The organism is Providencia sp. 6390 (assembly GCF_058148425.1).
Genome location: NZ_JBYVYL010000001.1, coordinates 734,033 through 760,081, shown reverse-complemented (window position 1 = coordinate 760,081; position 26,049 = coordinate 734,033). Strand labels below are relative to the sequence as shown.

Here is a 26,049-nt window from a genome sequence, read left to right as displayed (position 1 = left end):
AGTTTTTGTTTCAGCGATTTAAGATTCATCAGGCTCGACTTGAGTGATAGCGGCTTGCTCTTCTGTCTCTTCAATTTCTTTTTGCTGAATTTGCTGCTTACTTTGAATCAAACGGATCGCAAAATAAATATCGGGAACTACCAGCAAATCATCATCTGAACGGTTAATTTTATTTTTTTCTAGCCAGCGATTTATTGATGTTCTTCGCCCTGCCAATACTAACGTCACACCCTTGGCTTTTAATGCTGTGACAATATCATTCAATGCAGAGAATACGCTGACATCATTGTGGGTAAAACTAACGGCTGCATCAACAATCACCCACGCAGGCCTTTTAGGTTGATTATCGATATGTTTATTCAGCCTCTCTTTAAAGTAATTCACATTAAAATAAGTCAACGGTGAATTAAATCGATAAATAAGCACCCCTTCAACAGGCTGGATATCATTATCTTTTGACATTGAATGCAACATGCCTTGTTCATCAACACCTAACAACTGATCGGTTGGGCGAAAAATAACTCGGATAAATTGCAGTAAACCTAACAAAACAGCTAAGCCAACCCCATTTATCAAACCAGAAATAAGTACTGCACCAAGTGTAAAAATACACAGCGTAAACGCTTCTTTATTACGTTTACGCATTGAAAAAATACTGCGGACACTGAGTAACGACCATGTCGATACAATCAACACCATACCTAATGCAGGCATTGGGATATAACCAAGTAAATCAACTGAAAATAGGAGAACGGCTAAAATAGCCAAAGCGGCAACGATTGATACTAATTGTGTTTTACCGCCCATCATGTCATTCACAGCGGTACGACTGCTCGCCGCACTCACAGCAAACCCTTGCGAAAACGCAGATGCAATATTTGCCATACCTAATGCACGCAATTCTTGATCTGCATCGACGGTATAACCGTTTTTGCTCGCGAAACTACGTGCCGTCATCATAAAACTTACAAAACTAATGACAGCTAAGTTTAGCGAAGGCGTGATCAAGTCACGCATTAATGCAGGGTTAAACTGTGGCATAGGAATAAAAGGAAGACCACCACCTAAGTCACCCACAATGCTAATACCATATTTTTCCACATCAAAAACGTAACTAACTAACGTCGCAAAAAGCATCGCTATTAATAACGATGGCCACATATTTCTCACTCGTTTAATCACAATAATGATGGCTAACGTGCCAAGTGACATTAACAAGGTAGGGATATGGGTACTTAATAATGAGCTAGGAAACGCAATCAACAGTTCAATAAAACCACTCGGTAATGTCGTAATACCAAATATTTTACCTAATTGGCCTAAAATAATGGTTAACGCTACCCCATTTAAAAGACCTTGTAGGATCGGCCGGGACAGAAAATCAGCAAAAGTTCCAAGCCTAAATCTCGCCGCGATTAAACACCACAGACCAGTCATAAAACTCATTACGATGATCAATTGCCAACGAATCGAATCATCTCCCATTGCCAATGGGCTAACTGCAGCTGCAATAACGGCACAGGTTGCAGCATCAGGGCCAATAATCAATTGTCTTGATGTACCGAATAATGCATAAATGATCATTGGAAAAATACAAGCGTATAAACCTATAATCGCATTAATTCCCATTAATTCGGCGTAAGCAATAGCTACAGGCAATGCAACCGCTGCAACAGATAAACCCGCTTTAACATCAGGGCCAAAGTCTGCGATACGATAGTTAAATAGTGTCGCTAAACCGGGCATCCAGACAAACAGTCTTGCCTTTATCATTGTTAGAAAATTCTCTAGAAATTAATATGTTAAATTACTTCAGACATTATATATATCTGAAGTATCAAAGATTATCTATCTCTTAACTCAAATAAAAGTAAAATAGTGCAAATATGATTGGTAACAAGCCGTGTTTATTGGTAAAAAGAAGCAAACTTTTAACAATTAGCGCGAAAATCGGTTAAACTACCCTATTATCTTTATGTGAGGCTGTGGTATCCACTGTTATGAAACAACTTATTGATTTTATCCCTCTGGTCATTTTTTTCATTGTCTATAAAACTTATGACATTTTCTATGCCAGTGGTGCTTTACTCGTCACAACACCACTTGCTTTGCTCGCAACTTACCTTATCTATAAAAAGGTTGAAAAAGTCGCTAAAATCACTTGCCTGATTGTGATGGTTTTTGCCTCTTTAACCCTCATTTTCCACAGTGATGCCTTTATCAAATGGAAAGTGACTATTATTTATGCTTTATTTGCTTTAGCATTACTCATTAGCCAGTGGTTTACCAAGAAACCGCTGATCCAAAGAATGCTTGGCAGCAATCAAGAAATCAAACTGCCTGATAGTCATTGGGCTAAATTGAATAGTGCATGGGCTATTTTCTTTATTATCTGTGCTGCACTTAATGTTTACATCGCTTTTTGGTTATCCCTTGATACTTGGATGAACTTTAAAGTGTTTGGCTTAACTGCAGGTACGTTGATTTTTACCGTTTTAAGTGTGGTGTATATCTATAAAAACATGGCTAAAGAACACCACCCTGAAGAAAATAAATAATCATTCTGTTATCACATACCATAAAAAAACCTGCTGTCGCAGGTTTTTTTATGCGCACATTAGCGCTCTCGTCCTAGTGCTTGTTCAATTTTTCTATCTGTATTGTACTGTGACAATGCGTACACCGACCAAATTGCAGCAGGAAGCCAGCCAATCAAAGTAAACTGTAGAACGAGACAAATAATGCCTGCGAATGGGCGACCGATGGTAAAAAATTGCAACCAAGGTAATAATATAGCAAGTATTAATCTCATTTTATCTCCCAACGCTAGTGGTAGGATACCTAACAATGTTATAGGTAGCTAATCTGCAATATATAACGCAAAAAACACTTTTGACACCATCTTTGAATATCTTTAGTCTATTTACCAATACTTTACTCTTCAATACTTCAATTCATTAAACATTATCAATGTAAATTGATGCATTTCGCAGCAATAGAATTAACCAATAATGATTCATCGTGACTGCTAGCGTAGTTCTAGTTTATGATTAGCTCGAATTTGATCATGACTATATAAAAGAGCTTGTTATGCAATTACCTAACGGGGAATTAGTTTTACGGACTTTAGCCATGCCAGCTGACACCAATGCAAATGGTGATATCTTTGGCGGCTGGTTAATGTCTCAAATGGATATTGGCGGTGCAATATTAGCAAAAGAAATTGCCCTTGGCCGTGTTGTAACGGTTGCGGTAAATGGGATTAAATTTCAAAAACCCGTTGCAGTTGGTGACGTCGTTTGCTGCTATGCACGCTGCTTAAAAACAGGGAAAAGCTCCATCACTATCAATATAGAAGTGTGGGTCAAAAAAGTGGCTACAGAGCCGGTTGGGCAACGCTATCGCGCAACTGATGCCGTATTTACCTATGTTGCTGTAAACGATGACAACACAGCTCGTGAATTACCAAAAGATAAACAACACTTTCAACTAGAAAGCACTGAATGATTTTTTTAGCTTAATATAAAAACGCCCTCACAACTATGTTTGAGGGCGTTTTTATTTGTTAAATTGAATAAATTAAACTTGGCTGACTGTCCCATCAATTTTGAAATAAATTTCAGTGATATAACCTTTAGCTGGTAATTTTTCAAATGCCCAACGGTTCATTGCACGTTTCACATCACGTTCAAATAAACCTTTAGGTGAAGCTTCAACAAACTCAATATTCGTTACACGCCCATCTTCATCGATATCATAACGTACCTTAACATAACCATCTTTCCCCAAACGGCGAGCACGTTCAGGATACGGTGGAGCTTGCTTACGAAGCGCTTTTGGCCCTCTCTGGCTTGTTGACTGATTACTAGTTGCGCCAGTATTTTTCGCCGTCACATTTGCCGTTGATTTCGGCGCGGCGGTATTAAGATCGGATAATGGTTTTAAATCACTTTTCGCAAGTTGCTTATCGACAGGTTTAGGATCGTGCTTAATTTCACGCTTTTCTTCTTTCTTAGGTTTTGGCTTTTTCTTAACTTCTGGCTTTTTCTCCAGCACGATAGCCGGTTTTACTACAGGCTCAGGTTCAACAATAGGCTCAGGCTCTGGCTCAGGTTCAGGCTCAACAACGGGTTCAGGTTTCGCGGCAACAGGCTCAACGGCAGGCTCATCTGTCTCAAAGGCGACCATTGCGACAGTCATAGGTTCGACAACTGGTGTCATTTTGGGCTGATTAAAAATCCATGCCATAGCCAACCCTGCATGAATAGCCAATGAAATGATGATGATAAGAGGCCAACGGATCCAACGCATAAGAATTTTCTACCCTAAGACAGTAAACAAACCTAAAGAATATGGATGATAGTTTAAATGCAAATAGCAATCATATTCAATAAGGTTTGTCACTCAAAGTGAAAATTGTGAAATATAACCTCAGTTCCCCCACTCACTCCACTGTGTAAACAGCAGTGAGCGACGCCTTTTATAGATATCAAATTTTCTCAATGAGTAGATATGCATATTACGTCTCGAATGCCCTTCCAACCAGCGACGACGGCGACGCAATGACTGCCTTAACATCCGCCAGCGTCCCACTTCATGCCTACTGCGTTTCATTTTTTAATCCTTCTTTAGCAATTTTTAACCACCTATCAAATTTGGCAAAATATTATAGACCTTTGCTAGGCAGAGCCAAGTACTATGGTTAATTCATACAAAAATTTCGAAGCACCCTCAATAGTGACCAAATAAAACTATCAGTAGAAGTAATTGTTTTTTCGTCATTAATCTATATGATTTAACGAAGCTTTTAAGATGAAATTTTGCTAAATTCTATAAAGTTTAGTACCAATTTTTATTTGATCTGGTCTATTTCTTTTTTTGACTGATTTTACACTCTCCTATTTGTGAGGCATGTAATCGATTATGGCAACAGTGTATACGCTCTTGAGCTGGTTATTATTTTTCTTCTATTGGTTAATTATTGCTGCAATTACTGTTCGTATTTTAGTTAAACGTCGACCAGTAACATCAGCAATGACATGGTTATTGATCATTTATATCCTGCCATTAGTAGGTATTATCGCCTATGTTGCCTTCGGTGAACTGCATCTAGGTAAACGTCGAGTCGATAAAGCGCAACAGATGTGGCCTTCTGTTGCCACTTGGCTAGAAAACTTACGCCACTCTAAACATATTTTTGCTTCAGAAAATAGCCCTGTTGCCGAACCACTGTTCCAATTATGTGAAAAACGCCAAGGCATTGCAGGTGTAAAAGGCAATCGCATCCAATTAATGACCACTTGTGAAGAATCACTAAAGTCCATCGTCAATGACATTAATAATGCCCAACACTCCATTGAGATGGTGTTTTATATTTGGCAACCAGGTGGCTTAGTCGATGGTGTGACAGAAGCTTTACTCAATGCCGCGAAACGTGGCGTGAAATGTCGGATCATGGTCGATTCTGCGGGTAGCTGGCATTTTTTCCGCAGTGACTATCCAGATAAAATGCGTGCAGCAGGTATTGAATTTGTCGAATCCCTAAAAGTTAATTTAATGCGTTTTTTCTTACGCCGTATGGATCTACGCCAACACCGTAAAATTATTGTTATTGATAACTATATTTCCTATACCGGCAGTATGAACATGGTTGACCCCCGCTACTTTAAGCAAGATTCTGGTGTTGGTGAATGGGTTGATATCCTTGTGCGCATGGAAGGCCCTGTGAGCACTACATTAGGTATTGTGTACGCATTCGATTGGGAAATGGAAACGGGCCAGCGTATTTTGCCGCCACCACCTGACACGAATATAATGCCCTTTGAGCAAGCAAACGGCCATACAACACAAATGATCGCCTCAGGTCCTGGTTTCCCTGATGAGTTGATCCAGCAGTCATTAATGACTGCGATTTTTTCTGCTCGTAAACAATTGATAATGACCACGCCTTACTTTGTACCGAGTGATGATTTGTTACATGCTATCTGTACCGCGGCAATGCGTGGTGTTGATGTCAGTATTGTCATGCCAAGACAAAATGACTCTTTCCTCGTTCGTTGGGCAAGCCGTTCATTTTATACTGAACTGCTCGAAGCTGGCGTTAAAATTTATCAATTCGAAGATGGTTTATTGCACACCAAGAGTGTTCTTGTCGATGGTGAATTAAGCTTAGTTGGCTCAGTAAACTTAGATATGCGTAGTTTATGGCTGAACTTTGAAATAACTGTTGTCATTGATGATAAAAATTTTGGTAGTGACTTAACACTTGTGCAGTATGATTATATCGCACGTTCAACACGTCTTGAAATTGAAGAATGGGAACAACGCCCATTTTGGAATCGAGTGGTTGAACGCTTATGCTATTTCTTCAGCCCATTATTGTAATTGTAAATTTTAGGAACAGTCATGACTCAACCACAAACACTTAAACTTATCGATGAAGATGAAATCATTGAAATAGCCTATGACTTGTTCCTAGAAGGCGCGATGGAAAATTTAGAACCCGCTGATCAGGTGATTTTTGCACTGCAATTTGAAGAATGTGGCGCAGCTGAAATTATACCACTGAGTCAACATTGGCAAGGCATTATTCAGCCTGAATTTAATTTAGATAATTTTAGCGAAGTGGTTATTGGCTTAGCAAAATCGGATGAAGATGATATTAACGATATCTTTGCTCGTGTTTTAATCAGCCGAGATCCTATCCACCCATTTAATCATATTTTATGGAAGCGTTAGGCTATATTGGGGTGATCATCACCCCAATATCCCTACTCACTCATGCAAAACATACAGGTGAGCTCGTATTGCATAATCACTTAAAGTGGATCAACTTTTAAACAGGACACTGCATGTTTAAAACTACCTTCGAGCAACGGCTTGGTTTTAGCGCATCCATCATCAGCCAGTGGGCAACGCGTTCTAAACACGCAACCTGATGGTGGATTAATCGGCGATGGTAATTCCCCTTCTAATAATTCAATAACCTTGTTCTTTTCTTTATCCGGATCAGGAACAGGTACTGCTGACATTAATGCTTTAGTATACGGATGTAGCGGATTATTATACACTTCATCATAAGTACCTAATTCAACAGCATTTCCTAAATACATCACTAATACACGATCAGAAATATGTTTTACTACCGCTAAATCATGAGCAATAAAGATCAGTGATAGCCCCATTTCTCTTTGCAATTCTTGCAACAAGTTAACCACCTGCGCTTGGATTGATACATCCAATGCGGAGACGGGCTCATCACATATCACCAATTTAGGTTCAAGTATCAAGGCTCTTGCAATACCAATTCGCTGACATTGTCCTCCTGAAAACTCATGAGGATAGCGGTTAATCAAGTTAGGCAATAGCCCAACTCGCATCATCATTTTTTTAACTTTATCAGTTACTTCTGAATTGGACATTTTAGGGTGATAAGTTTTCAATGGCTCTGCGATAATATCACCGATAGTCATTCGCGGGTTCAATGAGGCCAACGGATCTTGGAATATCATTTGAATGTCGCTGCGAACGTCTCGCCATTGTTTTTCAGTTTGTCCTAGTAAATCACGCCCCAGCCAGCTGACTGTACCATCGGTTGATTTCACTAATCCAATAATTGCACGTGCAAATGTTGATTTACCGCAACCAGACTCACCAACAACACCTAACGTTTCACCTTCATAAAGGCGCAGAGTTACCCCATCGACTGCTTTTAAGCTTTTATCCGGTTGCCAGAACCATTGATTTTTATCGCGGATCGAAAAATGCACTTTTAGCTCGTTAACTTCCAGCAAAACGGGACGATTTTCATGTTGCGTCATACCAACTCCTCCACTGGCTTAAAGCAAGCTCTTAAACGATTTGCTGAGAACGCACTCAGTGCAGGTTCTTGTTCGACACATTGTGCGTTTGCATATTGGCAACGCGGTGAAAATGGACAACCTTTTGGTAAACGTAATAAATTTGGAGGGTTTCCAGGGATTGTTGCAAGGCTTTCATCATCACCATCCAAACGCGGTACAGCTGCGAGTAAACCTAATGAATATGGATGTGATGGCTGATAAAAAATATCACGTGCTGTGCCATATTCCATAGTACGGCCTGCATACATTACTAATACTTTATCACAGACCCCAGCGACAACTCCGAGGTCATGAGTGATCAAAATAATTGCAGTATTGAATTCTTGCTTGAGTTCATTCAACAATGTCATGATTTGCGCTTGAACCGTTACATCCAGAGCTGTCGTTGGCTCATCAGCAATCAACAGTTTAGGTTGACATAAAAGAGCCATTGCAATCATGACTCGTTGGCGCATTCCTCCCGAAAATTCATGAGGATACATATTCATCCGTTTACGCGACTCGGGCATTTTAACCGCATCAAGCATCCGAACAGACTCTTCATATGCCTCTTGCTTCCCCATTCCTTTGTGAAGCATTAAAACTTCAGATAATTGAGTTCCAATTTTTAAGTAAGGATTGAGTGAAGTCATTGGGTCTTGAAAGATAATTGAGATCTCTTCCGCTCGCATCTTGTTTAGTGCTTTCTCTTTTAAGTTTAAAATCTCACGGCCATTAAAGATGGCAGAGCCTCCGATTTTACCGTTACGAGCCAAAAGCCCCATTAATGCGAAAGCAGTTTGTGACTTACCAGAGCCTGATTCACCTACAATACCGAGTGTTTCACCTGCTCGTAATTCAAAGTTCAACTTATTGACTGCCGTTACATTTCCATCAGGGGTGGAAAAGGTGACATCTAAATCTTTTACGCTCAATAGAGGGTTTGCTAATTTAATTTCTGACATAATAATTCCCTCTAGCGGTCTTTCGGATCGAGGGCATCACGCAAGCCATCGCCGATAAAGTTAAAACAAAACAATGTTACAACCAGAAAGCCCGCTGGGATCAACAATAACCATGGAGTCACTTCCATAGAATTTGCGCCATCGCTTAATAAAGCCCCCCAACTACTCAAAGGTTCCTGCGTACCTAATCCTAAGAAACTTAAAAATGATTCAAATAGGATCATACTTGGTACTAATAACGATGCATACACCACAACCACCCCTAATACGTTTGGCACAATATGGCGTAAAATGATATGACGAGTGCTCACCCCACACACCAACGCAGCTTCAATAAACTCTTTACGTTTTAAGCCTAGGGTTTGACCGCGTACAATACGCGCCATATCTAGCCAAGACACCATCCCAATCGCAACAAAGATCAGTAAAATATTCGTGCCAAAAAGGGTGACGAGTAAAATAACGAAAAACATAAATGGAAATGAGTTTAAAATTTCCAATAAGCGCATCATGATCGAGTCGACTTTTCCACCAACATAGCCAGCAAGCGAGCCATACAGTGTCCCTACAATGACAGCAACTAATGCCGCAGCAACACCGACCATTAAGGAGATCCGCCCACCAATTGCAACTCTAACAAGTAAATCACGCCCCGATGCATCTGTTCCGAAATAGTGACCACTCACCATATCAGGTGGCATTGACATCATTTCCCAATCCGTATCGTCATACAGAAATGGTGATAGCATTGGTGCAAAAATCACGAATAATGTGATTAAAAATAGAATACATAAGCTAAAAATTGCTGCTCGGTTATGCATAAAACGGCGACGTGCATCTTGCCATAAACTGCGCCCTTCAATATCTAATTGCTCAGAAAGTTTTTCCAGAGCTTCACTATTCTTTTGGTTCAATAACATAGTGTCTTCTCCAGATTAATAGCGAATTTTAGGGTCAATAACGGCATACAACACATCCACAATCGCATTAAAGGCGATGGTTAATACCCCCACTAAAATAGTCAGGCTCAATACTAATGAATAATCACGATTAAGTGCTCCATTAACAAAGAGTTGGCCTATTCCTGGCAAACCAAAAATTGTTTCAATCACCATCGATCCTGTAATGATCCCAACAAAAGCGGGCCCCATATAGGAAAGCACAGGGAGCAACGCGGGTTTTAACGCATGACGTAAAATGATAGTTCTTAGTGGTAACCCTTTAGCTCGAGCTGTTCGAATAAAATTTGAGTGCATGATTTCAATCATCGAACCACGAGTGATACGTGAGATACTCGCAATATAAGCCAGCGATAGTGCGACCATCGGTAAAATCATATGTTTGATGTTTCCACCATCCCAGCCACCGCCTGGGAGCCATTTCAAATGAATGGCAAAAATCAGCACCAATAACGGTGCTACAACAAAGCTTGGGATGACAACCCCCGTCATGGCAAACCCCATGACTGTAAAATCCCATTTACTATTTTGATTAAGTGCAGCAATTACCCCAGCTGACACACCAAAAAACACCGCAACAATAAATGCCGTTGCGCCGAGTTTTGCAGAAACTGGGAATGCTTTCGCGACAAGATCGTTAACGCTGTAGTCTTTGTATTTAAATGAGGGGCCAAAGTCACCTTTTGATAATTGCACTAGGTAACTAAAATATTGTTTATACATTGGATCATTTAAGTGATATTTGGCTTCAATATTCGCCAGCACCTCAGGTGGTAATTTACGCTCCCCAGTAAATGGACTACCTGGTGCTAACCGCATCATGAAAAATGAAATGGTAATAAGAATAAAAAGCGTCGGGATCGCTTCGAGTAAACGACGTAAAATAAATTTTAACATTGCCCTTTCCTACTTTTGTTGCTTAGTCGGACCAATAATCATATTAGTATCCGGCTCCGTAAAGCCGGACTGTTGTTATTAGTGCTTAATAATATAAAGGTCTTTAGTGTGTAGGTTATCGAGTGGGTCTTTTCCTGTATAACCGCCTACATACGGTTTAACTAAACGCGTATTCACATAGTAGTAAAGCGGTACAACGGCTGAGTCCTTATCAAGGATTTTCTCCGCTTGACCATACAAATCAGCACGCTCTTCGTCTGTTTTCACTTTTAGCGTTTGCTTCATTGCAGCATCAAAATCTTTGTTTTTATAGTGAACAGTGTTGTTACTGCTGTTAGAAAGTAACATATTGAGGAAAGAAGAAGGTTCGTTATAATCAGCACACCAACCTGCACGAGCAACATCATAGTTGCCTTGATGACGACTATCTAAGAAGGTTTTCCACTCTTGGTTTTCTAATTTAACTTCTGCACCAATGTTTTTCTTCCACATCGATGATGCAGCAATCGCAATACGTTTATGCAGATCAGATGTGTTATATAACAAATTAAACTTCAATGGGTTCGATTTATTATAGCCAGCCTCTTCAAGCAACTGTTTCGCTTTTTCGTTGCGTTGCTCCTGTGTCATGTTGGCATACCAGTCCGGTTTTTCAGTTTTCATACCGCTGGTAAATGGTGGAGTAAAGCCGTAAGCAGGAATGTCACCTTGTGCTTTAACCTTATAGGTGATCACATCCCTATCCATTGATAATTTTAACGCTTCCCTGACTCGCGGATCATTAAATGGTGGTTTTTCGTTATTGATTTCATAGTAATAAATACATAAGTATGGGTTAACTCGCAGCTCATTTGGCATGGTTTGCTGCAAGGTTTTAAATTGTTCAATCGGTAAATTACTATAAGTCATATCGATTTCACCGCTACGATAGCGGTTAACATCGGTAACTTCAGAGGAAATAGGTAAGAACGTCACCTGATCGATAACAGTATTCTTATTATCCCAATAAGTTGGGCTGCGTTCCAACACAATACGTTCGTTAACTGTCCAATCTTTTAACTTATAAGCGCCATTACCAACAAAGTTTTGTGGCTGAGTCCACTTCGCACCATATTTTTCAATCACTTTTTTATTCACTGGTGACATCGAGGAGTGGATCAACAATTTTGGAATGTAAGGAACCGCTTCACTGAGTTCAAGCACAAGAGTATGGTCATCTAACGCTTTAACGCCCAACTCAGAAGGTTTTTTCTTGCCCGCAATAATGTCATCAACATTATTGATATGTGCATATTGGAGATAACTTGCATATGGAGAAGCTGTATCTGGATCAACAATACGTTGGAAACTATAAACAAAGTCATGAGCAGTGACAGGGTCACCATTTGACCACTTAGCATCTTCACGAATTTTAAACGTCCACTCTTTGAAATCTTTATTATCCCAACTCACCGCTGAGCCTGGTAAAATCTCACCGTTTGGCCCAACAATCGTTAACCCTTCAAAAAGATCACGTGCTAGTGCAGATTCAGGAACCCCTTCAATTTTATGTGGGTCAAGGGATTGTGGCTCTGAGCCATTATTACGCACCATAACCTGTTTTTCTGCGAGCTCGACACCTGCGGGAACTGTTGCTGCAAAGCTACTGGTAACACCTGTTGCCATTAAGCCAGTAGCAACACCTAATGCGATCATGGTTTTATGAATATGTTTACTCATCTTATCCGTCACTCCCATACCATACTTCATAGTTATGTTGTTGATTGTGATATTTACCAACGTGGTAAACTGTTTTTGTAATTATTTAATAGCCATTAATTAGCTTCATTCATATATAACCGTTTAACATCCATATAATCAAGAGGGTCTTTACCTTTAAATCCCCCTACTGATGGGTTAACTAGGCGAACACTGACCCGATAATAAACAGGGATCATCGCAGAATCGTGATCAAGTAGCGCTTCCGCTTGCTGATAAATCTGTTTGCGTGCATCATCGTTCGGTGCCACTAGCGCTTTTTCAAGTAGAGAATCAAACTGAGAGCTTTTATAGAATGTGGTGTTATTACTGCTATCTGAGAGCATCATATTTAAAAATGCGGAAGGTTCATTGTAATCAGCACACCACGTTGCACGTGCGACATCATAATTCCCATTATGACGGCTCTGTAACGATGTTTTCCATTCTTGATTCTGCAATTCTACCTCTGCGCCAATGTTTTTCTTCCACATTGAAGCAGCGACAATGGCTTGCTGTTTGTTCTGATCAGATGTGTTGTATAACAATGAAAATTTAAGAGGATTGGATTTGTTATATCCTGCTTCAGCGAGAAGTTCTTTAGCGCGTTGGTAGCGTTTTTCATCGCTCCATTCTGCCCACTCAGGTGGTGAAAAATCCCCATTATTGATAAACGTTGGTGTAAAGCCATAAGCAACAATTTGCCCTTGTCCCATGATTTTATCTGCGATGGTTTTTCTATCTAACCCAAGTTTAACCGCTTCACGTACCCTTGGATCCGTAAACGGTGGCCTACTGTTATTAATTTCATAATAAAAAGTGCATAAATAAGGGCGAACATATAATTCATTAGGCCGCTCAGTTTGCATTTTTTTATAAATAATAGGCGGGATAGCAGAGTTACTAATATTAATTTCACCGCTACGATAGCGATTAACATCACTGACTTCGGATGAAATAGCCAAAAACGTCGCTTCATCAATTTTAGTATTTTGATTATTCCAATACTGAGAATTACGCTTTAAAACAATTCGCTCATTAACAACCCATTTATCTAATAAATACGCACCGTTACCAATAAAATGACCAGGTTGAGTCCACTTATCACCATACTTCTCAATCACTTTTTTATTGACAGGTTTCATTGGTGTATGACTGAGCATGTCAATAAAATAAGGAACTGGATGGCTCAACGTGACCTGTAGATGCTGATCATCAAGAGCTTTTACACCAAGTGTTTCAATTGGTTTTTCACCCTTTAAAATTTCTGATGCGTTTTCAATATAAGCGCTTTGTAAGTAGCTGGTATAAGGCGAGCCTGTTTTGGGGTCCGCTAAACGTTGCCAACTGTACACAAAATCTTGAGCTGTAACAGGGGTTCCATCACTCCATTTTGCATCATTACGGAGCGTGAATACCCATGTCGTATAGTTGTCATTTGACCAACTTTCAGCGACCGCCGGAGTCACTTTCCCATCAGCGTCCGTATAGACCAGCCCTTCAAGCAAATTCATAATAATGCTCGATTCAGGAGATCCTTCTACTTTGTGAGGATCCAATGAAGCGACCTCTGAGCCATTATTAATTGTAATAACCTGCTTGGCTCCCGATGAAACTGGTGCGGTGTAAGCCTGCATTGCAATAAAAAAAATAGGCAGTGAACACAAACTCTTTTTAAAAAAATTCATTATCACCCTCGACATTTATTGGCGTTGTTACAACAAGATCCAACATCCGACTTATTATTTTACATTGCGGTAGGTACCTAATTTAGAACCCTACCTTCCTCTTTTAAGATTAGTTTTGATAATTCAAAATCAGGGCTAACAACATGTTACAACCTATTAACATCGCATACAGGCTTTAAACTTTAAATTCATCGCTAGCCCCACTAGCAAAGGCTCATGACCTATCAAGTAGTCGATTTGTCTGTTATTAGCCAGTTAGATTACCTAGTGCTTGTTTAAACATATCATTAACATTGGGTAAATTAAATAGCGTAAAAATTTACTCAGCTCACATTTCCTTACTTTTTATGCCTTCTTTGACAAAAAATGCGACATATTATTATAACTATCCTCGATCATTAGCAGTACAAAATAACAGCATATTAATATGCTGCATGTATTTTATTCGTGACTATCATCGAATAAAACTATATTGCTAGTTTATTGATTTATCTTACAAGAAAAGAAATAGACTGATATTTTTTAAATGGAGAGGTTTTAATCAAGATATTAATACTAATGCGAGGTAAATCTAATTAATCATCACCTAAATGATGATTAATTAGATAAATTCAATCTTAATATGATGTGAAAAGTTATAACAGGCCAGGAAATATCGCTTTAACCCCTGTGACAATAAACTCAATTCCCAAGGACATTAAAAGCAACCCCATTATACGTGTAACGACGTTAATTCCTGTTTGCCCTAAGTAGCGAACAAGTAAAGATGCCGAACGGAACAATAACCAACAGCAAAATGCAAACACAATACTGGTTAACGCTAGACCGATGAAATTTTGCCAACCATTCCAACGTGATGACCACACAATACAAGAACTGATAGCCCCAGGGCCTGCCATCAACGGCAATGCCAATGGTACAACACCGATACTATCACGCACCGCCGTCTCTGTTTTTTCTTGTTTATTTTGTTTATCTTCACCGATTTTTCCGCTGATCATGGACATTGCAATCGTCACAATCAGTATTCCACCTGCAATACGGAAAGAATCTATGGAAATCCCAAATAATTGGAGAATTGAGTCACCTATCAACAATGATGTACATAAAATGATAGCGACTGAAGTATTTGCTATTGTATTTGTTTTATTACGCCCTGCACTACTTTGATAATTAGTCATGCTGATAAACACAGGCAGGATCCCGACTGGGTTGACTAGCGCAAATAAACCAATAAAAAACTTTATATAGCCTGATAAATCCAATAATCCTGAGCCCACACATTCACACCTTAATCAAAAATCTCACCAGGGAAAGAAAATGCATACTCTCCATCCTTCAAATCACAACTTAGCATAGATGAATGACAACGATCCCCACTCACATTAACCACCATATTTTCATGTTTCTAGCATTCATATACTAATTGCTTAGCTGTGCCTTAAATTATGTAGGGCATGAACGTTAGAGTTTATCATTAAATAAAGGAAATACATTGCACTAGACCCTATTTTACCCATTAAATCTCCTCGTTTGTCTAAACATTACGCAAAAATATTTTTATCTAAACGATGAGTAAAATAATTCAGTTCTACACCGACTCTATGAAAACAGAGGCTATCGCGAAAACAGACTGCTGAAAGGAGTCAGCTTTGATATTTTGTGATTTAGATCACATCAATATACCCAAATAATGTTAATCTATTCTTAACTGATAGAGGTAGTTGATTTAAGGAAAGTAAGCTTTTCACATTGATTTAAAAGCTTTTTAAGCCAATTAGCGGATAAACAGAATAAAGTAATAAATTTGACCTATAATTATTTACTAAATTTTGTCATGTTGTTTTGGAAGCACTGCTCATTGGCTTAAAAAGTTTAACATTTATCAGGAGTAATTCTATGTCAGTAACTAATGTTACCGAACTCAATGACCTCGTTGCTCGTGTCAAAAAAGCTCAGCGTGAATTCGCTAACTTCTCACAGGAGCAAGTGGACCGTATTTTCCGCGCAGCCGCACTTGCCGCAGCAGATGCTCGTATCCCCCTAGCCAAGCTTGCTGTTGAAGAATCTGGCATGGGTATTGTGGAAGATAAAGTGATTAAAAACCACTTTGCTTCAGAATATATCTACAACGCCTATAAAGATGAAAAAACCTGCGGTGTGCTTTCTGAAGACCCAACATTTGGCACAATTACTATCGCAGAGCCTATTGGTATTATCTGCGGTATTGTTCCAACAACTAACCCAACTTCAACCGCTATTTTTAAATCACTAATTAGTCTAAAAACGCGTAATGCAATTATTTTTTCTCCGCACCCTCGTGCTAAAAATGCCACCAACAAAGCCGCTGAAATTGTCCTAAAAGCTGCGATTGAAGCGGGTGCGCCAAAAGACATTATTGGTTGGATTGATGCACCTTCAGTTGAATTATCAAATGCACTTATGCACCACGATGATATTAACTTAATTTTAGCAACTGGTGGCCCAGGCATGGTAAAAGCAGCCTACAGTTCAGGTAAACCTGCTATTGGTGTTGGTGCTGGTAACACCCCTGTTGTCATTGATGAAACAGCAGACATTAAACGCGCAGTTGCTTCTATTTTAATGTCAAAAACATTCGATAACGGCGTAATCTGTGCTTCAGAGCAATCAGTCGTTGTTGTAGATGAAATTTATAATCAAGTTCGCGAACGTTTTTCTAGCCATGGTGGTTATATTCTACAAGGTAAAGAGTTAAAAGCAGTTCAAGACGTTATTTTGAAAAATGGTAATCTTAATGCCGCTATTGTTGGTCAACCGGCACATAAAATTGCTGAAATGGCAGGTATTTCTGTACCTGAAACCACTAAGATCCTGATCGGTGAAGTCAAAGTCATTGATGACTCAGAGCCATTTGCTCATGAAAAACTGTCACCGTTGCTTGCTATGTACCGTGCTAAGAATTTTGAAGATGCTGTAGAAAAAGCAGAATTATTAGTTGAAATGGGTGGTATCGGCCATACCTCGTGCTTATATACCGATCAAGATAACCAAGCTACCCGCATTAACTACTTTGGCGTGAAAATGAAAACAGCGCGTATTTTAATTAATACCCCTGCCTCACAAGGTGGTATTGGTGACTTATATAACTTTAAATTAGCGCCTTCTCTCACATTGGGTTGTGGTTCTTGGGGGGGTAACTCTATCTCCGAAAACGTTGGACCAAAACACTTAATTAATACTAAGACTGTGGCGAAAAGAGCTGAAAATATGTTATGGCATAAACTTCCTAACTCAATCTATTTCCGCCGTGGTTGCCTTCCAATTGCTCTTGAAGAAATTGCCACTGACGGTGCAAAACGCGCATTTATTGTCACTGATGGTTATTTATTCAATAACGGCTATGTTGAAGAAGTGATCAACGTTCTAAAACAACACCATATCGAAACTGATGTGTTTTTTGAGGTTGAAGCAGATCCAACACTTACCGTCGTTCGCAAAGGTGCGGCTCAAATGAATGCCTTCAAACCTGATGTGATTATCGCCTTAGGGGGCGGTTCACCGATGGATGCGGCTAAAATTATGTGGGTGATGTATGAGCATCCTGAAACGCATTTTGAAGAACTTGCGCTGCGTTTTATGGATATTCGTAAACGTATCCATCGTTTCCCTAAAATGGGTGTGAAGGCTAAGTTAGTCGCTATCACCACAACATCGGGTACAGGTTCTGAAGTCACTCCATTTGCAGTTGTGACAGACGATAAAACAGGCCAAAAATATCCATTAGCTGATTATGCGTTAACGCCTAATATGGCGATTGTTGACGCTAACTTAGTGATGAACATGCCTAAATCATTAACTGCTTTTGGTGGTTTAGATGCGGTCACCCATGCCTTAGAAGCGTACGTTTCTGTTCTTGCTAACGAATACTCTGATGGCCAAGCATTACAAGCTCTGAATTTACTTAAAGAGTATTTACCTGCAAGCTATCATGAAGGTGCGACAAACCCAGTTGCAAGAGAACGTGTCCATAATGCGGCCACCATCGCAGGTATTGCATTTGCTAACGCATTCCTAGGTGTATGTCACTCAATGGCACATAAACTCGGCTCTGAGTTCCATATTCCACATGGTTTAGCAAACGCCCTATTAATTAGTAACGTTATTCGTTATAACGCTAACGATAACCCAACTAAGCAAACTGCCTTTAGTCAATATGACCGCCCACAAGCGCGTCGTCGCTACGCTGAAGTTGCCGACCATTTAGGTTTAACTAAAGCAGGAGATCGCACGGATGCTAAAATTGAAAAATTATTAGCATGGCTTGAAGAGATCAAAGCCGACTTAGGTATTCCTAAATCAATACGTGAAGCGGGTGTACCCGAAGCTGATTTCTTGGCTCATGTAGATAAGCTATCTGAGGATGCATTTGATGACCAGTGTACTGGTGCTAACCCACGTTACCCATTAATTTCAGAACTCAAACAACTGTTGTTAGATTCTTATTATGGTCGCGAGTTTAGCGAGCAAACTGCAGCCCCTATTGCGCCAAAAACCGAAAAGAAAAGCGCAAAAAAATAATTAAGTAATAAATAATATAAAAGGCACTGATTAGCTCAGTGCCTTTTTGTTTTTGGTAAAAAATTTTATTAATCACATATTAATAATGCTTAAATAATTTAACATTAATCATTTAACTCAATTAGTTAAAGTGGATTGGCGTTTTAGGTATCACACCTTGATTCATTAGTTTCGCTTGTTCTATTGCCTCAGCATGATGTTTACGACAAACTGAAATATACTTTTCATTACCGCCTATATCAACTTGTGCGCCTTCATACATCGGGATACCATCACTTCCTACCCTTAACACTTTATTTGCCTTACGACCGCAATAACACACCGTTTTTAATTCAACTAATTTATCAGCCCAAGCTAATAAATATTGGCTACCAACAAACAACTCACCTAAAAAGTCAGTTCTTAGTCCATAACATAAAACGGGTATATCGAAGTTATCGACAATATCACAGAGTTGCTCAACCTGCTGTTTCGTTAAAAATTGACACTCATCAATTAAAACACAGTGCACTTTTTGTGTACAAATCTCACTTTTAATGATCTCTGCCATATTTGTTGTAGGCGAAAATAAAAGAGCTTCCGCAGATAGACCAATTCGCGATGACACCTTACCTTTCGCAAAGCGATTATCGATTTCTGCCGTAAAAATCAACGTACTCATACCACGTTCATTATAGTTATAAGAAGATTGTAGCAAAGACGTCGATTTACCTGCATTCATTGCTGAATAGTAAAAATATAGCTGAGCCATCAGCCTAGTTCCTCTAAATTAATAAACGAAATAATTTTACCATAAAACATGTCATTAGATTAACAATCATCATCGGTTGACACTTAAAATGACGGATTCAATACACTTTACCCTACTCACCAATAAGAATTTATACTGATAACCTCACTGTTTTTGCTTCCATAACAGGTAAAATAAGCAATTATCTTTTACAAAATATAGTCTTATTACTTCAAACATATAGCTAATTAACTGTATCAAAAAAAGAAAATTTACGTTTAGAGCCCCTTATTTGATACGCTTCTGCTAATAACTCATCGCTGTTTAGCGCTCAACATACCGAATTAAAACCAGAAAAATTGCTGCTAATTGAATCTGTTTTTTTCATTAGTTTGGATATTGATAATACTGGTATATATATATCAGTTAAAAGTTAATATTTCTTTTGTAAAAAAATTGCTTTTGGTAAAGATAACTTTTAAACTAATAGTGTAAATTAGCTATTGCAGAAAATAAAATAGCATTCTATTATTAGTGTACACAGGCCAACAATTAAATTTGAGACCAGGAAAATGAGCGAATCTTTAAAAGCATTAAATAACATCCGTACTCTTCGTGCTCAAGCAAGAGAAATTGCTTTAGAATCACTAGAAGAAATGCTGGAAAAATTAACTGTCGTTGTTGATGAACGTCGTGAAGAAGAAAGCCAAGTTCGTGCAGAACAAGAAGAACGTACCCGTAAACTGGAAAAAGTTCGTGAAATGATTCTGGAACAAGGCGTTGATCTAAACGAACTTCTGCAAACGATGGATTCAGGTAAAGGTACTGGCACTCGTGCTAAACGTGCTGCACGTCCTGCTAAATATAAATATGTTGATGAAAATGGCGAAACTAAAACTTGGACTGGTCAGGGTCGTACCCCTGCAGTTATCAAAGTTGCCATTGAAGAACAAGGTAAATCTTTAGACGATTTCTTAATCTAAGAACCTTATTTTTATTCAAAAGGCACCCTATATAGGGTGCTTTTTTTTATCCACTATTTGAGAGCAGTTATTACTCTTTGAATAATTAATATTTCACTCATTAAAGAGGTTGATGACCAAACATTTCATACTCTTCTCTCTACATAAATATTACTTTAAGTACCGATTTGCCTATCATAATTTGTTTTAATTCTATTAAAAAAGTAAAGTTATGTAATTTCTCACTTGGATTTCAACTATCTGATTGAATAATCAATCCATGATTTAAGCATAGAAAAACAACCCATTTCATAGGCAAATATGTAAATAAGATCAAACTATAATTTACATTAATCACCTAACAGCATTTAAAAGTACTTAAACGCTAAGAAAACAAAAAAGCTAACTCTGAGAGTTAGCTTTTATTAGCCATCATAAGAAGAGATTGTTTTACTTTGAAACTGTAGATTGACTTAGTTCAGTCGATAAACTAGAGATCCATTCAGAAAAATCTTTCCCTAATGTATCGTGCTGTAAACCATATTCAACAAATGCTTTCATATAGCCTAATTTATTACCACAGTCATGGCTTTTTCCACGTAAGTGATAGGCTTCTACCGGCTCATTATTTTCCATCATAATAGCAATAGCATCTGTTAATTGAATTTCATCTCCAGCACCTGGAGCTGTTTTTGCTAATGTATCCCAAATTTTTTCAGATAATACATAACGGCCAACTATAGAAAGATTTGAAGGTGCCTCTTCTTTCTTTGGTTTCTCAACCATACGTAAGATTGTTTTACTCTCACCAGGTAATAACGTTGCACCATTACAATCCACAATACCATAATTTGAAACATCATCTTCTGGAACTGGTTCAACAAGTATTTGACTCGCCCCAGTCTCTTCAAAATGATCAAGCATTTCACTCAAATTAAATTTTGTTAAATCGGTACTATAACGATCTAAAATAACGTCAGGTAAAATGACTGCAAATGGCTCATTACCAACAAGAGGCTTTGCACACAAAATAGCATGCCCTAACCCTTTAGCAATCCCTTGGCGCGTTTGCATGATAGTGACATGATTTGGGCAAATAGATTGCACCTCATCCAATAATTGACGTTTAACACGAGCCTCTAAAATTGCTTCTAGCTCAAAACTGGTATCAAAGTGGTTTTCAATTGAATTTTTTGATGAATGCGTCACTAAAACAATTTCATTGATACCCGCTGCAATACACTCATTGACCACATACTGAATTAATGGTTTATCTACTAGCGGTAGCATTTCTTTCGGAATTGCTTTAGTTGCAGGAAGCATACGCGTTCCTAAACCTGCGACAGGAATAACTGCCTTGCGTACCTTTCTATTTGCCATTTTAGTCATAACTCCAGAATTCTCCTAGGCACCTAATCCATATATAGAGTAAACATTAATCAAGGTGCGTTTTTAGTGCGGGGAAGTATAGCAGGAATAGTTTATCGATAAATAGTACAACGCCTTAATTAAGGCTTAAATGTAATTTAATGGGGTAAATTTAAACAAAAATTAAGTTTCAGGATTAAACATTAACTTAATGTTTTGGTGCCCATTCCAAATACGACATTGCCAAAAAGCTCCCCGAACATCCAGATGGTTTGATGGTTGATGTTTCAACGTCCCAAGAGGCACACTGCGAGATAAGCTATATTGTGCATTTTCAGTTGAAACCTCAGCTTCCAAGCCGGCGCTCGCTAGAATAATTGCCTTATTACGTGTATTAAAGTAACCCAGTAAAATGGGAAATTGGCCACTAAAACCAGAATCTTCTAATAAATAATTTATCTGATTAATAATTTTATCAATATTAGGTAGTTTTTTGTCTGGAAAATTAACTGCATTTTTTAATAAGTCATTAAACACAACACGGATCAAAAAAGCAGCCATGATCCCTTCTTTGGGCGAGCGCTCTATATCAAGACAATAAAAACCAATCTGCGTCTCTGATATAGGGGCTAAATCAAGAAGTAAACCGAATCGATTAATCTCATTCAGTTGACGGTAGTTAATTCGATAACCATTGACAATCTGATTAACAGGAGGTTGCAACTGTTTCAATACTGGAGCGATATCCTGTTCTGCATCACCAACCAATGATGAGATATTTTTGTTTTGGATATGATTAACAATATTAACATTATGCTGTTCTGGGTAAATATTAGCGTAGATAGTCGCTTTTAATTCCTCTAAATTTTTGATCGGTTTCAGCAAGGCATCTTTAGCTCCTAACCTCAACATACGATCTAACTGTGTGAAATCCGTTGTTGCAGAAATAACAATGACTGGAATGTCAAAGTTTCTTGCAACTAATTCAGCCATAAAGGTTTCACCATTCATGACTGGCATATTAAGATCACACAAAATCACATCCGGTGTTAAATGCTCTGCTGTTAGCCGATCCAACGCATTTTCACCATTATCTGCGACAAAAACCTGCATTCCCTGTGCCTGTAAGTACCCTTCTAACATTGAGCGAAAAATTTTTTCATCTTCAACTATGAGTATCTTTTTATTTTTCATAAGTAACCTACTTGCTGTAATCGGTTATTTGCTACCAATACTATTATTCATATGACAAAATCATTGTACTTTCATTCTTAAAGTATAGTTATTTTTATACCTTATATTTATTTTTATAGAGAAAAAAATGGATCACTTCCAAAATGGCCACTGCTTTTGTGGTAATCAGGTACCTTTTAGCCAATGCTGTCAACCATATCTTGAAAATCAGGCTATCCCAGACACGCCTGAGCAATTAATGCGTTCCCGTTATACTGCTTATGTGACACATAATGCAGACTATCTAATTGCAACATGGCACCCCGACTGTCACGCAAACGAATGGCGAAATGATATCGAGCAAAGCTTCGCTCAAACAAAATGGTTACCACTACGTGTTATTAGTTCTTCTTATGCTAAAAATCCCGATGAGGGCTATGTGCAATTTTCGGCTTGCTTTATTGATGAAAAAGTCGATCATAAACGGCTTATCCATGAACGTTCCCGTTTTCTTCGCATAGAAAAACGTTGGTATTACATAGATGGCATTACGCCTAAAACAAGCCGTAATGATCTATGTCCATGTGGTTCCGGCAATAAATTTAAAAAATGCTGTAACAATAATTAGTGGTTATGTTTACCTGTGGTAACGGAAATGCACAATATATCGCTTACCTATACATTGGTATCATTCAAATCACTCTTTGAAGCACACTGCACTTTAAATAATGATAGGTGCAGCTAGTTGACAAAACAGTGAGGTGCTAGGAACAAACACCAGTACGTGACTAGTGCGACTTGAAGTATGATCAATATGTATAGACATTGTCAGTTAAGGATTAGACAACCCCATGCAACAAAAAAATGTACAAAAAAAAATTCTTCGCACTATTTGCCCTGATGCGAAAGGACTTATCGCAAAAATCACCAATATTTGTTACAAGCACCAACTAAATATCGTTCAAAATAATGAATTTGTTGATCATCGTACAGGTCGTTTCTTTATGAGAACCGAGCTTGAAGGGATATTTAACGATGAAACGCTACTTGCAGACCTTGATGATGCTTTACCAGTAGGCTCTAAACGTGAATTAAATTCATCAGGCCGTCGCCGTATAGTGATCATGGTAACCAAAGAAGCTCACTGTTTAGGTGACCTTCTGATGAAAAGCACCTACGATGGTCTAGATGTAGAAATTGCAGCCGTCATCGGTAACCATGACACACTCAAACATTTAGTCGAACAATTTGGAATTCCTTTTCATCATATTAGCCATGAAGGACTTACACGAGAACAACATGATGAAAAAATGACAGCACAGATCGACCAGTACCAACCTGATTATGTCGTTCTTGCTAAATACATGCGTGTGCTAACGCCTGCGTTTGTACAGCATTATCCAAACCAAATTATTAATATTCATCACTCATTTTTACCTGCATTCATTGGTGCCCGTCCATATCACCAAGCATATGAACGGGGCGTTAAAATTATTGGCGCAACAGCTCACTTTGTTAATGACAACCTTGATGAAGGCCCAATTATTACGCAAAACGTTATTAATGTTGACCATACCTTTACTGCTGATGACATGATGCGAGCAGGCCGAGACGTAGAAAAAAATGTACTCAGCCATGCGCTTTATTGGGTATTAGCTCAACGAGTTTTTGTTTACGGGAACCGTACCATTATCCTGTAATACAAATAGTTGCTGTTTAAGTATGCATTGAGCGCAAAAAAACAGCATTCGAACAAATTTTAAAAATTAATGCTTTACAGGGGCGCGTCATTTGATATGATGCCGCCCGCTGTCAACGAACACAGCAATCAAAATCTGGTGGGATACCCAAGCGGCCAAAGGGAGCAGACTGTAAATCTGCCGTCACAGACTTCGAAGGTTCGAATCCTTCTCCCACCACCATTCAAGACTTATCTCCCCCTAATGTGTCAATAATATCTGTAAAGCGATTCAATACACTTGAGTGTGATTTCGACTTATACACAAAACAACAACTGTCATCAATGATTGAATTCAATGGGATATAATTAAGCGACTTGTCATTGATATCGTTTTCTGGATAATAGTCAATTATTCCAATAAAATCACCAAGTTGTAGGAAATTTTGACAACTACCAATATTATCCATTTGCCTTATACTTGCTTTATTGCCTTCCAACTCCGTTTTAGCAAGCAATTCACTCATTAAGCTACTCTTATAAAATGCAGGGTCACATAACCATGTGCAATGCCTTAATAATTCCATAATATTATTCTGGTACTTATCATATAAATCACCGCGACAATAAATTCCTAAAGGAGAATTCTCTATTTTTCTTTGCAAGGAAAACCTTTCACTAATAACAGGCTGAGAACTCAATATTACCGTATTACCATCATAGTCGACTATTTCATCAACTTCCTCATAATTAAATCTCAATATATTAATTTGAACATTATTTTTATTAGCTGCCTGATAAAGATTAACCAAAAGATTTTCCTTACCCCAGTCATAATAAATATTAGCCTCATTGACGATATATCCTGTGAAATGTTTTTTAGTTATTTCCTTCTCCTGTAAGTAAAGATCACGCAAGTCATTATATAACTCTTGGCCATCTTTAGTTAAAGTCATGCCAAATTTTTCTCTTTTAAATAACCGCTTACCTAGGCTTGTTTCAAAGTCTTTAATCGACTTGGCAATGGGTGGTGTAGTGCGGTTCATCACCCGAGCAGCCTTACTTAATGAGCCATTTTCAACAACTGCCATAAATGCCTCTAATTTTCTTGAAAAGAACATATCTATGACCCCATTCTGTTTATTAAACATGCAGAATTCAACATTATTAACCATTAAAAACAATACGTTGAATAGCCCATCATTGACATATCAATGAAAATTTAATTTAATTTTTCATTGAATGAGTAACAATATTTCATAAAAGTATTTTTATATTTTCCAACATAGCAAAGCAATATATTATACTGTTTCATTTCATTATTTTTTATGGCTCGACTATTAAATCACATTAAATATAAATCACCAATTGGAAATCGATGAACATATTTTTCATTAATTGTATAACTAATAATCTTATTTAAATTCCAAAGTAAAGCATTAATATTATAATTAGAGGTGTAAATATTCAGTTATGATAATTCAATCGCTG

At 38.2% G+C, this 26,049-nt stretch carries 23 protein-coding genes and 1 tRNA gene; 9 read left to right on the top strand and 15 right to left on the bottom strand.

The features are described 5' to 3' along the window. Positions 1–18: 18 nt before the first annotated feature. On the bottom strand, positions 19–1,773 hold the full coding sequence (locus tag AC3Z9T_RS03705; RefSeq protein WP_490124846.1) for a SulP family inorganic anion transporter: 1,755 nt from the start codon (positions 1,771–1,773) through the stop codon (positions 19–21). A 227-nt stretch (positions 1,774–2,000) separates the two neighbouring features. On the opposite strand from AC3Z9T_RS03705, the gene AC3Z9T_RS03700 reads away from it, so the two are divergent. Then, entirely contained in the window at positions 2,001–2,558 is a 558-nt protein-coding gene (locus AC3Z9T_RS03700) for a septation protein A (protein ID WP_490124845.1), read from the top strand. A gap of 59 nt (positions 2,559–2,617) precedes the next feature. Here AC3Z9T_RS03700 and AC3Z9T_RS03695 read toward each other — a convergent pair whose 3' ends face one another. Next, the gene (locus AC3Z9T_RS03695; protein ID WP_490124844.1) at positions 2,618–2,812 is read right to left on the bottom strand and encodes a YqaE/Pmp3 family membrane protein; all 195 of its coding nucleotides are present in this window, start codon (positions 2,810–2,812) and stop codon (positions 2,618–2,620) included. Between the two features lie 278 nt (positions 2,813–3,090). On the opposite strand from AC3Z9T_RS03695, the gene yciA reads away from it, so the two are divergent. Continuing rightward, positions 3,091–3,507, top strand: a complete 417-nt coding sequence (yciA, locus tag AC3Z9T_RS03690) for an acyl-CoA thioester hydrolase YciA (RefSeq protein ID WP_490124843.1) — start codon at positions 3,091–3,093, stop codon at positions 3,505–3,507. Between the two features lie 72 nt (positions 3,508–3,579). Here yciA and AC3Z9T_RS03685 read toward each other — a convergent pair whose 3' ends face one another. Both AC3Z9T_RS03685 and AC3Z9T_RS03680 read right to left on the bottom strand, forming a co-directional pair. After that, on the bottom strand, positions 3,580–4,311 hold the full coding sequence (locus AC3Z9T_RS03685) for a TonB family protein (RefSeq protein WP_490124842.1): 732 nt from the start codon (positions 4,309–4,311) through the stop codon (positions 3,580–3,582). 120 nt (positions 4,312–4,431) lie between these two features. Beyond that, the gene (locus AC3Z9T_RS03680; RefSeq protein ID WP_490124841.1) at positions 4,432–4,614 is read right to left on the bottom strand and encodes a YciY family protein; all 183 of its coding nucleotides are present in this window, start codon (positions 4,612–4,614) and stop codon (positions 4,432–4,434) included. 309 nt (positions 4,615–4,923) lie between these two features. Between AC3Z9T_RS03680 and cls the strand changes: the two genes are divergently transcribed. Together cls and AC3Z9T_RS03670 are read left to right on the top strand one after the other, a co-directional pair. Further along, the gene (gene cls / locus AC3Z9T_RS03675) at positions 4,924–6,384 is read left to right on the top strand and encodes a cardiolipin synthase (protein WP_490124840.1); all 1,461 of its coding nucleotides are present in this window, start codon (positions 4,924–4,926) and stop codon (positions 6,382–6,384) included. Between the two features lie 21 nt (positions 6,385–6,405). Next, a complete protein-coding gene (locus AC3Z9T_RS03670; protein ID WP_490124839.1) occupies positions 6,406–6,738 on the top strand; it encodes an HI1450 family dsDNA-mimic protein in 333 nt (110 codons plus the stop codon). An 80-nt stretch (positions 6,739–6,818) separates the two neighbouring features. Here the strand turns inward: AC3Z9T_RS03670 and oppF are convergent, their stop codons facing one another. The 7 genes from oppF to AC3Z9T_RS03635 form a co-directional block, all read right to left on the bottom strand. Then, positions 6,819–7,820: a murein tripeptide/oligopeptide ABC transporter ATP binding protein OppF gene (gene oppF, locus AC3Z9T_RS03665; protein WP_490124838.1), complete on the bottom strand. Its 1,002-nt coding sequence runs from the start codon at positions 7,818–7,820 to the stop codon at positions 6,819–6,821. Further along, positions 7,817–8,806, bottom strand: coding sequence for an ABC transporter ATP-binding protein (locus tag AC3Z9T_RS03660; RefSeq protein ID WP_490124837.1), 990 nt, complete (start codon positions 8,804–8,806; stop codon positions 7,817–7,819). The genes oppF and AC3Z9T_RS03660 overlap by 4 nt, the downstream gene beginning before the upstream one ends. A gap of 11 nt (positions 8,807–8,817) precedes the next feature. Then, positions 8,818–9,726, bottom strand: a complete 909-nt coding sequence (oppC, locus tag AC3Z9T_RS03655) for an oligopeptide ABC transporter permease OppC (protein WP_490124836.1) — start codon at positions 9,724–9,726, stop codon at positions 8,818–8,820. Positions 9,727–9,741: 15 nt separating this feature from the next. Then, a complete protein-coding gene (gene oppB, locus AC3Z9T_RS03650) occupies positions 9,742–10,662 on the bottom strand; it encodes an oligopeptide ABC transporter permease OppB (RefSeq protein ID WP_490124835.1) in 921 nt (306 codons plus the stop codon). A gap of 78 nt (positions 10,663–10,740) precedes the next feature. Further along, on the bottom strand, positions 10,741–12,381 hold the full coding sequence (gene oppA / locus AC3Z9T_RS03645; RefSeq protein WP_490124834.1) for an oligopeptide ABC transporter substrate-binding protein OppA: 1,641 nt from the start codon (positions 12,379–12,381) through the stop codon (positions 10,741–10,743). Between the two features lie 95 nt (positions 12,382–12,476). Then, positions 12,477–14,036 (bottom strand): ABC transporter substrate-binding protein, encoded by a 1,560-nt coding sequence (locus AC3Z9T_RS03640; protein ID WP_490125136.1) that lies wholly within the window; start codon positions 14,034–14,036, stop codon positions 12,477–12,479. 686 nt (positions 14,037–14,722) lie between these two features. After that, on the bottom strand, positions 14,723–15,367 hold the full coding sequence (locus AC3Z9T_RS03635) for a YchE family NAAT transporter (RefSeq protein WP_490124833.1): 645 nt from the start codon (positions 15,365–15,367) through the stop codon (positions 14,723–14,725). 619 nt (positions 15,368–15,986) lie between these two features. On the opposite strand from AC3Z9T_RS03635, the gene adhE reads away from it, so the two are divergent. Then, entirely contained in the window at positions 15,987–18,647 is a 2,661-nt protein-coding gene (gene adhE, locus AC3Z9T_RS03630; protein WP_490124832.1) for a bifunctional acetaldehyde-CoA/alcohol dehydrogenase, read from the top strand. A gap of 121 nt (positions 18,648–18,768) precedes the next feature. On the opposite strand, the gene AC3Z9T_RS03625 is transcribed toward adhE, so the two are convergent. Further along, a complete protein-coding gene (locus AC3Z9T_RS03625; protein ID WP_490124831.1) occupies positions 18,769–19,398 on the bottom strand; it encodes a thymidine kinase in 630 nt (209 codons plus the stop codon). 551 nt (positions 19,399–19,949) lie between these two features. Between AC3Z9T_RS03625 and hns the strand changes: the two genes are divergently transcribed. Then, positions 19,950–20,360 carry a histone-like nucleoid-structuring protein H-NS gene (hns, locus tag AC3Z9T_RS03620; protein WP_490124830.1) on the top strand — a complete coding sequence of 137 codons (411 nt, stop codon included), beginning with the start codon at positions 19,950–19,952 and terminating at the stop codon, positions 20,358–20,360. 429 nt (positions 20,361–20,789) lie between these two features. On the opposite strand, the gene galU is transcribed toward hns, so the two are convergent. Further along, complete coding sequence (gene galU, locus AC3Z9T_RS03615) at positions 20,790–21,719, bottom strand: UTP--glucose-1-phosphate uridylyltransferase GalU (RefSeq protein WP_490124829.1); 930 nt, start codon at positions 21,717–21,719, stop codon at positions 20,790–20,792. Positions 21,720–21,890: 171 nt separating this feature from the next. Continuing rightward, entirely contained in the window at positions 21,891–22,901 is a 1,011-nt protein-coding gene (gene rssB, locus AC3Z9T_RS03610) for a two-component system response regulator RssB (RefSeq protein ID WP_490124828.1), read from the bottom strand. Between the two features lie 127 nt (positions 22,902–23,028). Between rssB and AC3Z9T_RS03605 the strand changes: the two genes are divergently transcribed. The 3 genes from AC3Z9T_RS03605 to AC3Z9T_RS03595 all read left to right on the top strand — a co-directional run bounded on the left by AC3Z9T_RS03605 (position 23,029) and on the right by AC3Z9T_RS03595 (position 24,802). Then, on the top strand, positions 23,029–23,508 hold the full coding sequence (locus tag AC3Z9T_RS03605; protein WP_490124827.1) for a YchJ family protein: 480 nt from the start codon (positions 23,029–23,031) through the stop codon (positions 23,506–23,508). Between the two features lie 223 nt (positions 23,509–23,731). Further along, entirely contained in the window at positions 23,732–24,580 is an 849-nt protein-coding gene (gene purU, locus AC3Z9T_RS03600; RefSeq protein ID WP_490124826.1) for a formyltetrahydrofolate deformylase, read from the top strand. Positions 24,581–24,717: 137 nt separating this feature from the next. Beyond that, positions 24,718–24,802, top strand: a tRNA-Tyr gene (locus tag AC3Z9T_RS03595). Position 24,803: 1 nt separating this feature from the next. Here the strand turns inward: AC3Z9T_RS03595 and AC3Z9T_RS03590 are convergent. Next, positions 24,804–25,679: a LysR family transcriptional regulator gene (locus AC3Z9T_RS03590; protein WP_490125135.1), complete on the bottom strand. Its 876-nt coding sequence runs from the start codon at positions 25,677–25,679 to the stop codon at positions 24,804–24,806. Between the last annotated feature and the right edge of the window lie 370 nt (positions 25,680–26,049).